Annotated in this window: 5 protein-coding genes and 1 pseudogene; 4 read left to right on the top strand and 2 right to left on the bottom strand. The window is 68.5% G+C overall.

The window, feature by feature from the left end:
• Positions 1-161 precede the first annotated feature (161 nt).
• The gene (locus AB0L59_RS27270; protein ID WP_365588564.1) at positions 162-425 is read right to left on the bottom strand and encodes a hypothetical protein; all 264 of its coding nucleotides are present in this window, start codon (positions 423-425) and stop codon (positions 162-164) included.
• Between the two features lie 398 nt (positions 426-823).
• On the opposite strand from AB0L59_RS27270, the gene AB0L59_RS27265 reads away from it, so the two are divergent.
• Together AB0L59_RS27265 and AB0L59_RS27260 are read left to right on the top strand one after the other, a co-directional pair.
• Positions 824-4435 carry a discoidin domain-containing protein gene (locus AB0L59_RS27265; RefSeq protein ID WP_365588562.1) on the top strand — a complete coding sequence of 1204 codons (3612 nt, stop codon included), beginning with the start codon at positions 824-826 and terminating at the stop codon, positions 4433-4435.
• A gap of 229 nt (positions 4436-4664) precedes the next feature.
• The gene (locus AB0L59_RS27260) at positions 4665-7805 is read left to right on the top strand and encodes a discoidin domain-containing protein (RefSeq protein ID WP_365588560.1); all 3141 of its coding nucleotides are present in this window, start codon (positions 4665-4667) and stop codon (positions 7803-7805) included.
• Between the two features lie 82 nt (positions 7806-7887).
• On the opposite strand, the pseudogene AB0L59_RS27255 reads toward AB0L59_RS27260, so the two are convergent.
• Positions 7888-10099: pseudogene (locus AB0L59_RS27255) on the bottom strand (choice-of-anchor D domain-containing protein); the annotation flags it as partial.
• Positions 10100-10587: 488 nt separating this feature from the next.
• Between AB0L59_RS27255 and AB0L59_RS27250 the strand changes: the two are divergent.
• Positions 10588-11607, top strand: coding sequence for a LacI family DNA-binding transcriptional regulator (locus AB0L59_RS27250; RefSeq protein ID WP_365588557.1), 1020 nt, complete (start codon positions 10588-10590; stop codon positions 11605-11607).
• Between the two features lie 199 nt (positions 11608-11806).
• A complete protein-coding gene (locus AB0L59_RS27245) occupies positions 11807-13165 on the top strand; it encodes an extracellular solute-binding protein (protein ID WP_365588555.1) in 1359 nt (452 codons plus the stop codon).
• Position 13166 lies beyond the last annotated feature (1 nt).

Below are 13166 nucleotides of genomic sequence, written 5' to 3'. Positions count from 1 at the left end.
ATGTGGCTCACTTCGCGGAAACCGCCGTGGAGCAGTTCGGCCGGACGAAGGCCTCGCAACTGGGCCCGGACGTTTCCAGCGGCTGCTGCGTTCGCCGCTGCCGGGACGAGGCGAACCGCGCGGTGCGGCACGGGCCACCCACGGCACCTTCGCCCGGCCGGTCACGGCATGAGCGCCCGTATCCGGCCGGACGGATCGAGCAGGCACGGCCGGCCCGCGTGCACCGGGACGACCCGGCGCTCGTGCCTGCGCTGCCACGGCCGGTGGTGGACGAGGAGCTGCGCCGGGTGGTCGTCCAGGTGATCCGCCCGGTCGCGGAGCGGCTTGGCCATGGGATCGAGGAGCCCTGGTACGGAACTCCGGTGACCGGTCTCGTCTCGGCGCTGGAGCGGGTGGTCACCGAAGCGTGTGCCGATCTCGGTCACCCGCTGTTTCTCCCTGCCGTTAGGGCTGCTTCGTGCCGGTGCCGCGCGTCACAGGCACGCGGCACCCGCGGGGTGCCGCGGGCCTGCGACTTCCTGCGGCCCTTCCTGGCGTTGGCACCAGCGGGGCCGTCCCGCCCTCTACGGGGACGGACGGCCGGAGGGCGACCGGCGCGGCTCAAGAGCGGCTATCAAGCCCGAACTCCCCGCGCTGTCTGATTCGTTGACGAGCCCATTGCTGCTCAGTAACTTCTTTTCAGCTAGTTGTAACAATTTTTCATCAGGTCATGGCTACTGAACCAGGCCATCACCGTAATTTTCCGCGAAGCGTGGCCCGCCCACGCGCCGAGTTCGTCACACCTCGCACCCCACCCCCACCCTCCAAGGAACCGAGGACGAGGATGAGAACCACCGGAAGATCCTCCGCGCCGCCCGCCTCAGGCCGGCAGCGAACCGCCGTCGTCGCGGTGCTCAGCATGCTGGCGGCACTGCTGGCGGTGCTGCAGGCCGGACCCGCCCACGCCGCCGGGACCGACCTGGCGGCGGGCAAGACCATGAGCGCCGGCAGCTACACCCAGAGCTACACACCGGCCAACGCCAACGACGGTAACCAGGCCACCTACTGGGAGAGCGCCAACAACGCCTTCCCGCAGTGGCTGCAGGTCGACCTGGGCGCCACCACCAGCGTCAACCAGCTCGTGCTGCAGGTGCCGGTGACCAACTGGGCCGCCCGGACCCAGACGCTGTCGGTCCAGGGCAGCATCGACGGCAGCAACTTCACCACCATCGTGGCGTCCGCCTCGTACACGTTCGATCCGGCCACCAACAGCACGGTCACCATCAACTTCGCGGCGACCGGCACCCGTTACCTGCGGACGCTGATCACGGCCAACACCGGATGGCCGGCGGCCCAGATCTCCGAGTTCAAGGTGTACGGGCCGAGCACCACCGACACCACGCCCCCCACCGCGCCCGGCACCCTGACCTACACCCAGCCGCAGTCCGGTCAGATCGCCCTGTCGTGGGGAGCGTCGACCGACAACGTCGGCGTCACCGCCTACGACGTCTACCGCAACGGCGCGCTGGCCGTCACCGTCGGCGGCACCACCTTGACCTGGACCGACTCCCAGCCGGCCACGGCGACGGTGTCGTACTACGTCAAGGCGCGCGACGCCGCCGGCAACGTCTCGCCCGCCGGCAACACCGTCACCCGCACCGGCACCGGCGGCAGCGGCACCAACCTGGCGCTGCACAAGCCGATCACCGGTACCCCGTACACGTACACCTACGCCCCGGCGAACGCGAACGACGGCGACCTCACCACGTACTTCGAGGGCTCCTCGTACCCGAGCCGGCTCACCGTGCAACTCGGCGCGAACGCCGACGTCACCTCCGTCGTGGTGAAGCTCAACCCGGCCTCGGCCTGGTCCACGCGCACCCAGACCATTCAGGTGCTCGGCCGTGAGCAGAGCGCGACGGACTTCACCAGCATCTCGGCCGCGCAGACGTACACCTTCGACCCCAACACCGGCAACACCGTCACCATCCCGGTGAGTGCCACGGTCGCGGACGTCGAGCTGAGCATCACCGGCAACAGCGGAGCCCCCGGCGGCCAGGTCGGCGAACTCCAGGTGATCGGTACTCCGGCCCCCAACCCCGACCTGACGGTCTCCGCGTCCTCGTGGTCCCCGTCCGCCCCGGTGGAGACCGACTCGGTCACCGCGTCCGCCACGGTCGCCAACGTGGGCACCGCGGCCTCTCCGGCCTCCAACGTCAACTTCTACCTGGGCAGCACCAAGGTCGGCACCGCCCCCGTCGGCGCTCTGGCCGCCGGCGCCTCCGCCAAGGTGTCCGCGGTGATCGGCACGCAGACGGCCGGTACGTACCAGCTCACCGCCAAGGTGGACGAGGCGAAGAGCTTCATCGAGCTGGGCTACGACAACAACACCTACACCAACCCGAACAACCTCGTCGTCGCGCCGGTACAGAGCTCGGACCTGGTCGGAACCGTGGACTGGAGCCCGAACAACCCCTCGGCGGGCAGCAGCGTCAAGTTCTCGGTGACGCTGAAGAACCAGGGCACGGTCGCCTCGGGCAGCGGTTCCCACGGCGTCACGCTCACCCTGCTCGACAGCACCGGCAAGACGCTCACCACCCTCACCGGCTCCTACACCGGCACGATCGCCGCCGGCGCCGCCGCTCCCCCGGTGAGCCTGGGCAGCTGGACGGCCGTCAACGGCAAGTACACGGTGCACACCGTGGTCGCCGTCGACCCCAACGAGCTGTCGGTCAAACAGGCCAACAACACCAGTGACACCTCGCTGTTCGTCGGCCGCGGCGCCAACATGCCCTATGACGTGTACCAGGGCGAGGACGGCCAGATCGGCGGCGGCGCCGCCGTGGTCGGCCCCAACCGCACCATCGGCGACCTGGCCGGCGAGGCGTCCGGGCGCAAGGCCGTCACCCTGAACACCACCGGTTCCTACGTCCAGTGGACCACCCGGGCCAGCACCAACACCCTGGTGACCCGCTTCTCCATCCCGGACGCCCCCGGCGGCGGCGGTGACACGGCCACCCTGAACGTCTACGTCGACGGCACCTTCCTGCAGACCATCACGCTGAACTCCAAGTACGCCTGGCTGTACGGCGCGGAGACCGGTCCGGGCAACAATCCCAGCGCCGGATCGCCGCGTCACATCTACGACGAGGCGCACGTGATGCTCGACCGGACCGTGCCCCAGGGCAGCGTGATCAAGCTGCAGAAGGACTCGTCCAACACCTCGCAGTACGCGATCGACTACATCAACACCGAGCAGGTCGCCCCGGTCGCCAACCCGGACCCGAACGCCTACCTCACCCCGGCGGGCTTCGGCCAGCAGGACGTACAGAAGGCGCTCGACACCGTCCGGCAGGACACCACGGGCAAGCTCGTAGGCGTCTACCTGCCCGCCGGGCAGTACCAGACCACCGGTAAGTTCAACGTCTACGGCAAAGCCGTCAAGGTGGTGGGCGCAGGACCCTGGTACACCCAGTTCAACTCCCCTGCCACGTCGGAGAACTCGGACGTCGGGTGGTCGGTGCAGAGCAGCGCCGACGGCTCCTCGTTCCAGGGCTTCGGCTGGTTCGGCAACTACACCTCCCGCATCGACGGGCCCGGCAAGGTCTTCGACCTGACCGACGTCTCCGACATCACCGTCGACGACGTCTGGATCGAGCACCAGGTGTGTGCCATCTGGGGCACCCACGTGAACGGGCTGAAGGCGACGAACATGCGGATCCGCGACACCTTCGCGGACGGCATCAACCTCACCAACGGCAGCCAGAACAACCTGGTGAGCAACGACGAGGCCCGGTCGACCGGCGACGACAGCTTCGCGCTGTTCGCGGCCCAGGACCACAACTCCTCGGACCTGACGAACAACACCTTCCAGAACCTGACCGCGCTGACGCCGTGGCGGGCGGCGGGTGTCGCCGTCTACGGCGGTGAGAACAACACCCTGCAGAACCTGTACGTGGCCGACACGCTGACGTATTCGGGCATCACCATCAGCTCGCTGAACTTCGGCTACCCCTTCCAGGGATTCGGCACCCAGCCGACCACCGTCCAGAACGTCTCGCTGGTGCGCGACGGTGGCCACTTCTGGGGCGGCCAGGTGTTCCCCGCGATCTGGCTGTTCTCCGCGACCCAGCCGTTCCAGGGGATCCGGGTGAACGACACCGACATCGTCGACCCGACGTACGCCGGCATCATGTTCCAGACCGACTACGTCAACGGCACGGCGCTCAACCCGATCAAGGACACCGTCTTCACCGACACGTCCATCACCGGGGCACAGCAGAGCGGAGACGCCTACGACGCCAAGTCCGGCTACGGAATCTGGGCCAATCCGATGCCCGAGTCGGGACAGGGCCCGGCCGTGGGCTCGGCGACGTTCAACCACCTGACCCAGACCAACAACCACATCGACGTCTACAACCCGACCACGACCTTCACCATCAACGTCAATCCCTGACGCCGATGCGTCATCCGACGACGCTCCGTCAGGAGTCGTCCTGAATTCCGTGCGCGACCCCCGGGGGCCGGCCCACAACCGCGTGGGCCGGCCCCCGGGCCGTTGTACGCAGCGCGTTCTTTCGGTCCACTGGAGAATAATTTCTTTGCTGGATCAGATTCTTGCGACCCCCCGTCATGCTCAGTACGGTCGGGGCGCCGTCCCCCCACATTCCCCGGAGGAGCATCCAATGCGCAGAATTCCAAGGCCCTTACGCGGCACGGCGCTCGTCCCGCGCCTGGCCGTGGCCCTTGTCGCCGCGCTGGGCATGGTGTGGCTGTCCCTGGCGCCGGCCGGCGCCGCCTCCCGCACCGCGGCCGCCCCACCCGCGTCGGCCGCCGGCGCGAAGCCCGCCGCGAGCACGACGGTGGGCGCCACCACTCCGTTCACCACCTATGAGGCCGAGGCCGGCACCCTGGGCGGGGGTGCCAACAGGGTGTCGCTGGCCTCGGCGCCGACGACGCAGTACTCGAGCGCCGCACTCGAGGCGTCCGGGCACGCGTACGTCCACCTCGGCAGCACCGGTCAGTCGGTGCAGTGGACGAACAACACGGGCCAACCCATCAGCTTCATCAACGTCCGGGCCAGCATCCCCGACTCCTCGTCGGGCGGCGGCACCACCGGCACGCTGAACCTGTACGTCAACGGCACCTTCCGGCAGGCGTTGAACCTCAACTCCAAGCAGACCTGGGTGTACGAAGGCAACAACAACTACAACACCAGCGACAACCAGAACCCGGCGGACGGCTCTCCGCGGGTGTTCTTCGACGAGTCGCACACGTTCGTCGCCGGTACGCCCATCGCCCCCGGCAGCACCTTCTCGCTGCAGAAGGACTCCTCGAACAGCGCGTCGTTCTACGACGTCGACGCCATCGACGTGGAGAACCCGCCGGCACCGATCGCCCAACCCGCCGACTCGATCTCCCTCACCAGTTGCGGCGCGGTGTCCGACGACAACCCGACCAACGGGTCGGCCGACCCCCAGTCCGTGGACAGCACCGCCGCCATCCAGAACTGCATCAACCAGGCGCAGTCCCAGGGCAAGATCCTCTGGATTCCGCAGGGCACCTTCTACGTGAAGGGCACCACCGGCCTGCGCGCGCAGGGCATCACCATCGCCGGGGCCGGGATGTGGTACAGCACGATCTACCGTGACGTGCCGGTGCCCAACAGCACCCCGCTGGCGGCGCTGTTCTCCCTGACCTCGTGCACCGTGCGGGACTTCCACATCGACGCCAACGCCGTCAGCCGCGGCACTGTCGGCGGCGATGGCGGCGCCATGGACACCACCGGCACCAACTGGGTGGCCGACGGCATCTGGACCCAGCACACCATGTCCGGCTTCTGGGCGTCGGGCACCGGCGGAAAGGTGCAGAACAGCCGCCTGACCTCGATCTGGGCCGACGGGATCAACCTGAACAACGTGTCGCTCGACGCGGACACCGGAAACGACCTGACCGCCACGAACAACTTCGTGCGCGGCACCGGCGACGACGCGATGGCGATCAACTCGGTCAACTACAACACCAGCGGGAGCACGACGACCTACTACCACCCGATGACCGACATCACCTTCACCGACAACACCGCGATCGCGCCGTGGGGAGGCAAGGGCATCGGGATCTACGGCGGAAGCGGCCACCAGGTCAGCAACAACTACATCAGCGACACCGCGCGGTACATCGGCCTGGGCGCCGGCCGCTTCGGCGTCAACGGCAACGACCTGCTGTCCGCGACCGTGACCGGCAACGTCGTCGTCAGATCGGGCGGCAACGCCTACAGCCAGGGCCAGCCCGCGCTGCACATCGGCAACGGCGGCGACGGCCAGAACACCGGCGTCGTCGACCACGTCACGGTGACCGGCAACACCGTGTCCGACTCCCTCTATGACGCGATCGGCTTCTCCACCTCGACCGACACGCTGCTGCAGAACAACACGATCACCAACCCCGGCCGCAACGGAGTGGTGATCGCACCGCCGTACTACCCCGCGCCCAGCGGATCCGCCACGATCACCGGAAACACCCTCACCGGACTGCACTCGGGGAACGTCGCGTTCACCAACAACTCCAGTGGCTTCACCGCGACGGTGAGCGACAACAGCTGGCAGGACCCCGCGCCCGAGGGTCCCTACGGCGGTACTCCCGCCGCCGTGCCGGGCACCGTCCAGGCGGAGGACTACGACACCGGAGGTCAGGGCGTCGCCTACAACGTCGCCTCGGTCAACGGCAACGGCACTGCCTACCGCTCCGACGGCGTCGATCTGGAGACCACCTCCGACACCGGCGGCGGCTACAACCTCGGCTGGACCGGCAGCGGGCAGTGGTTCCGCTACACCGTGGACGTCGCCACGGCCGGCACCTACACCGTCAGCCTGAGGACCGCGGCTCCCGCCGCCGTGACCGGCGCGTTGCACCTGTCCAGCGCATCCGGAACCAACCTCAGCGGAGCGGTCGACATCCCCGCCACCGGCGGCTGGCAGACCTGGACCACGGTGAGGGCCGACGTCACACTCCCGGCCGGTCGGCAGGTCCTCACGCTCAACCAGGACAACGGCGGCTGGAATCTCAACCACCTCACTTTCGCCGCGACGAGCGGCTCCCCCTCGGCCACGGTGTCGGCCTCGCCGGCCTCGCTGACCTTCGCCGGCCAGACGCCGCACACCACCAGCGCCGCGCAGACGGTCACGGTGACCAACACCGGCACGGCGACAGCGACGGTCTCCGGCGTCACCGTCTCCGGTGACTACGCCCAGACCAACACCTGCGGCACCTCCATTGCCGCCGGGGCCTCCTGCTCGGTCGGCGTCACCTTCACGCCGACCGCCTCCGGCACCCGCACCGGCACGCTCACCGTCAACAGCAACGCCTCCAACGGCCCCACCACCGTGGCGCTGTCCGGAACCGGCGCCACGAGCAGCACCAACCTGGCCGCCGGCAAGGCCACCAGCGAGTCCAGCCACACTCAGACGTACGCCTCGTCGAACGTCACCGACGGCAACCAGTCCACCTACTGGGAAAGCGCCAACAACACCTTCCCGCAATGGGTCCAGGTCGACCTCGGCTCCGCCCAGAGCGCGTCCCGCGTCGTCCTCCAGCTGCCCGCCGGCTGGGGCCCCCGCACCCAGACGTTGTCCCTGCTCGCGAGCACGGACAACGCCACCTTCACCACCCTCAAGGCGTCGGCGAGCTACACCTTCGACCCGTCCGGCAGCAACACCGTCACCCTTGCCTTCCCCGCCACCGCCCAGCGCTACTTCCGGGTGAACATCACGGCGAACACGGGGTGGCCGGCCGGACAGATCTCGGAGTTCCAGGTCTGGAACTCCTGACCTCACCGGCGGACGGTCCGGCTGACGGCATGGCGGTTCCGCCGAGTCCACGTGACTCGGCGGCACCCCGGGTTCGCTGGGCGGTCGCGGGGAACGTGATGGTGACCGTGTTGCCGGTGGCGGGGTCGAAGGTGTACGTGGCCGATGCCTTGACGGTGGAGAAGGCGGTGCCGTCGGTGCTGCCGAGCAGCGACAGCGTCTGGTGGCGCGAGCCCCAGCCCGCGGGCAGCTGGAGGACCACCCGGTCGGCGCTCTGCTGGGAGCCGAGGTCCACCTGGACCCATTGCGGGAAGGTGTTGTTGGCGCTTTCCCAGTAGGTGGACTGGTTGCCGTCGGTGACGTTCGACGAGGCGTACGTCTGGGTCACGGTCTTCGCGCCGGCGGAGGAGCCGACCACCGTGCCGGGGAAGGACAGGTTCGCCGGGCCGGCGCTCAGCACAGGGCCGGCGGCGGCGCCGGTGCCGGTCAGGCTGACGGTGTTGGTGGTGCCGCCCGCGCCGACGGTCAGCGTTCCGGTGCGGGTGCCGGTCGCCGTCGGCGTGAAGGTGACGCTGACGGTGCACGAGCCGTTCGCCGCGATGGCGCCGCCGCAGGTGTCGGTCTGGGCGAAGTCGCCGCTGGTGGTGATGGAGGAGACGGGCGCGGACGAGCCGGTCGGGTTGGAGACCGTCACGGTCTGCGCCGCGCTGGTCGTACCGCCGGCCTGCGAGCCGAAGTTCAGCGCGCTCGGGGAGACGGTGACCGTGCTGGCAGGGTGGGGCGGGTAGACCGGGGTGGGCCACCCGCCGCAGTACGCGGTGCCTCCGATGCCCGAGTTGCCGCCGCCGTCGGTCACCGTGAAGTTGCCGCCCTCGCAGCCGTAGACGGGTGCGGGCCCGTTGACGCCGGTCGCGGTGACGTCGGTGAAGCTCCCCGAGCCGCCGGTCTGCTCCTCGAGCGCGAAGGCGCCGGTCCCGGCGATGGTCACGTTGTTGAGGTTGACACCGCTGACGGTGCCCTCGACCCACTGGATCGCCTCATAGGGGCTCTGCTGGATCAGCGCGTCGGTCCCGTTGACCGGGCCGTCGATGGCCCCCTGACTGCCGTCGAACCACAGCGAGCCGACCCCGAACTGCCAGTTGGGGTCGAGGCTTCCGTTACGGATCAGCGTGTTGTCGGAGATGGTCGTGGTGCCGACCGGGGTGGAGCTGAAGCGCTGTCCGACGGGGAAGCCGCCACCCTGGGTGATGCCGGTGTCCTGCACAAGGTTTGCCGCTCACGGTGTTGTCGTGCCCGCCGTAGATCGCGATGCGTTGGCGAGCATCTGCAGCTGCACCGTGTTGTCGGAGTTGGTGTCGTTGGCGTCGGCACCGATGCCGGCGTCAGCCCAGGTCGCGATGCCGTCGTCGCCCGTGTTGCGGATGTCGCTGCCCGTGACCTTGGAGTTGGTCACGCCGCCGTGGAAGTTGACGCCGTCGGCGGTGGTGTCGCGGACCCGCATGCCGCTGAAGGTCAGGCCGTCCATCGGCCCGTCCATCCAGGCGCCGACCTTCTCGTGCTCGATCCACACTCCGGACACGGTGGAGTTGCTCATCGCGCCGCCGATGCCGTTCACCTGCGCGCGCTGTCGTTGCGGTCCTGGACGTCACCGGAGATCGCGAAGATCTGCAGGTGCACGCCGGTGCTCGGCGACGGCGCGGAGTTGCCGTAGAAGCCCGGCGCCGACCCGGTGACCGTCGAGTACCACATACCGGCACCGGCGATCGTCACGTTGTCCACCGCGATGTGGCCCGGGATCTTGTACGTGCCCGGGGGCATCCACACGGTGCCACCGGCGCCTGCGGCGCTGATCGCCGCGTTGAAGGCGCTGTTCGAGTCGTTGACTCCGCTGGCGTCCACGCCCTTGCCGGTCACGGACACCGAGCCGGCCGGCTGCGTCAGCGAGGCACCGACCTGCTCGAAGTCGGCGAAGGCCGTAGAACCAGCTGTATGCGTTGGTCAGGGTGAAGTTACTCTGCTTGGTGCCGTTGACGTACAGGGACGGCGGCGCGTTGTAGACCGACCCGTCCGAGCCGTCCGGGATGCTGTACCGGAAGTCGATCGAGTTCGCGGCCACCGGAGTGGTCAAGGTGACGTACTTGCCCGCCCCCTTCAGCGTCACCGCCTTGCGGTAGGAGCCTTCGTCGGCGAGCCGGCCCTGGGGTGTAGCTGGGACCGATGACGCTGCCGTTGGCGGCGGCGTTCTCCGCCTGGACCTCGACGTAGGGCAGGGCGGCACCGCTGCCGCCGGTGGCGGCGGCGGCCCATGCCGAGGGCGCCGTCAGGAGGACGCCGGTGGCGACCGGCAGTGCGCCGCTGCCGCCCAGGGCGAAGCCGTCGTGAGGCGTGCCGCCGTCGGGTGGGGTGCCCGCGGTCAGGTGCCCTTTGAGCACGACGCAGCGCTTCGCCGGCCCTTCGTTGGCCGGGCAAGGTGGTGCAGGTGCCAACAGGTGGAGCGGGGGGATTCGATCACAGGCGGCGGCGCGTGCAGCACCGTATTGGCTCGGACAGACCCGAGCAATATTCCGATCAGACTCTGTTTCGACCTTGCTTTTTCTTGTAAGTTCCCGATCTACAGCCTCCTGGTCGCGTCGGCGTGGCAAGAAGTCCGGCGTCCCTGGGGACAGTGCGTCCGTCCCGGCGCCGGATCGTCCCTCAGATGGCGCGTTCTTGCCGTAGCCGGCCTGACGTTCTTGCTGCAAAGACTGACGAATTTTTACACGAGGCCGTAAGTGGATTGCGGATCATGCCCTAGGCTTGAGTCATGACACGACGACTTGCCGAGGTGGCCAGGAAAGTCGGGGTCAGCGAGGCGACGGTGAGCCGGGTGCTCAACGGCAAGCCCGGTGTCTCCGAGCAGACCCGCGAGGCCGTGCTGACCGCCCTGGACGTGCTCGGCTACGAGCGCCCGACCCAACTGCGGGGCGAGCGCTCGAGGCTGGTCGGGCTGGTCCTGCCGGAGCTGCAGAACCCCATCTTCCCCGCCTTCGCCGAGGTGGTCAGCAGTGCGCTGGCGCAGCAGGGCTTCACGCCGGTGCTGTGCACGCAGACGGCGGGTGGCGTCTCCGAGGCCGACTACGTGGAACTGCTGCTCCAGCAGCAGGTCTCGGGCGTGATCTTCTTCGGCGGGCTGTACGCCCAGGCCGAGTCCCCGCACGAGCACTACGAGCGGCTGTACCGCCGCGGTCTGCCGACGGTGCTGATGAACGCCGCCATACCCGACCTGGACTTCCCCCAGGTCAGTTGCGACGACGCGGTCGCGGTGGAACAGGGTGCCGGGCACTTGCTGTCCCTGGGCCACCGGCGGATCGGCCTGGTGCTCGGGCCGCCCGATCACATGCCGTCGCGGCGCAAGCTGGCGGCGGCTCACACGGTACTGGAGAGGGCCGGGCTGGAGCTCGACGAGGCGGACGTCGCACACGCGCTGTTCTCCCTGGAGGGTGGTCAGGCCGCGGCCGCGCGCCTGCTGCAGCAGGGCGTCACCGGCATCATCTGTGCCTCGGACCCGCTGGCCCTGGGGGCCGTACGCGCTGCCCGCAGGCGCCGGCTCGACGTGCCCGGGGATGTGTCGATCATCGGCTACGACGATTCCTCGTTCATGACGTGCACCGATCCGCCGCTGACCACCATCCGCCAGCCCATCGAGGCGATGGGCCGCGCCGCCGTGGAACTGCTCGTGGGAGAGCTGGCCGGCGCCAAGGTCACCCACGACGAGCTGCTCTTCGAGCCGGAGCTCGTGGTGCGCGGATCGACCGGTCTGGCACGGAGAGAGCCCGGCAGCTGACGGGGCGCCAACTCGCTGCCCCGGCAAGGGTCGTACCCCCATGGGGTGCGGCCCTTGCGTTGTTTGTGGCTCGTCACATCACGGATTAGCGTTCAGTTCTTGCAAAGTACCGTCGAGATATTGCGGTGCCGACCGGGTCGGTGCTTAAGTGAGGCGCGCCACATCCCACGCACTCCGCCCATGAAGGGGTCTTCCACCCATGCGCAGATCCGCAGCGCTGCTGATCGCCGGCGCTCTCACCCTGACCGCTGCCGCCTGTTCCAGCTCCTCCGGCGGCGGTAACAAGTCGAGCAACGGCAAGGTCACCATCTCCATCGACTGTGCCCCGCCGACCAGCCGCCCGACGCAGCGCAAGCAGTGGGCCGACGACATCGCGGCCTTCGAGAAGCTGCACCCGAACATCACGGTGAAGAGCATCGACACGTTCCCGTGCGAGACCCCTGAACTGTTCACCGCCGCGCTCAAGGGCGGCACCGAGCCCAACGTCTTCTACACCTACTTCACCGACAAGCAGCAGGTCCTGGACGCCGGCCAGGCGGCCGACATCACGAAGTACGTCACCCCCGAGAACCTGCCGGTCAAGAACGACATCATGTCCTCGGTGTGGGACACCCAGAAGGCCGACGGGAAGATCTACGGCATTCCGCGCACCAACTACACCATGGGCATGATCATCAACCGGAAGCTCTTCCAGAAGGCCGGGCTCAACCCCGACCAGCCGCCCCAGACCTGGGCCGAGGTGGAGGCCGACGCCAAGAAGATCGCCGCCGTGGGCAAGGGCATCGCGGGCTACGGCGACTACAGCGCGGGAAACAACGGCGGCTGGCACTTCACCGCCGAGATCTACGCCCAGGGCGGCCGGATGGTGAGCGACGACGGCACCAAGGCGGCCTTCAACAACCCCCAGGGCCTGGCCGTGCTGCAGAACCTGCACAAGCTCCGCTTCGGCGACAACGTCATGGGCAGTACCCAGCTGTACAAGTGGGGCGACCTCCAGAAGCAGATGGCCGCGGGCAAGTTGGGGATGTACATCGCCGCCCCTGACGACATCACCTACATGGTGCAGAGCCTCGGCGCCCACTACGAGGACTTCGGCATGGGCCCGATCCCCGGCCAGAGCGGACCCGGCGCCGGCACCCTCACCGGCGGCGACGACTACATGTTCAACGTGAAGGACACCCCCGAGCAGATCAAGGCCGGGATCCAGCTGCTCAGCTACCTCTGGCTGACGGAGGGCCAGGGCCAGCAGTACAACTACACCCGCTCCAAGTCCTCCGGCCAGGCGGTCGGACTGCCCCAGCCGCAGCTGTTCCAGGGCGCCACCGCCACCAAGGACGCCCAGCTCAAGGCCGCCAACGCCACCATGTCGGTGCAGGCCTTCGAGTCCTTCGTCAAGGCCAACGTCCCCGGCGTGACCGAACCCGGCAACGCCCAGGCCATCTACAAGATCCTCGACACGGCAATGGCGTCCACGCTGACGAACCCCAACGCCGACCTGCAGAAGCTGCTGGACACCGCCGAGCAGCAGGTCAACCAGGTCCTCGCCAACGCCCAGTAGT

It is taken from the genome of Streptomyces sp. NPDC052109 (assembly GCF_040680195.1).
Lineage (GTDB): Bacteria > Actinomycetota > Actinomycetes > Streptomycetales > Streptomycetaceae > Streptomyces.
This window is presented reverse-complemented; position numbering and strand designations above follow the sequence as displayed.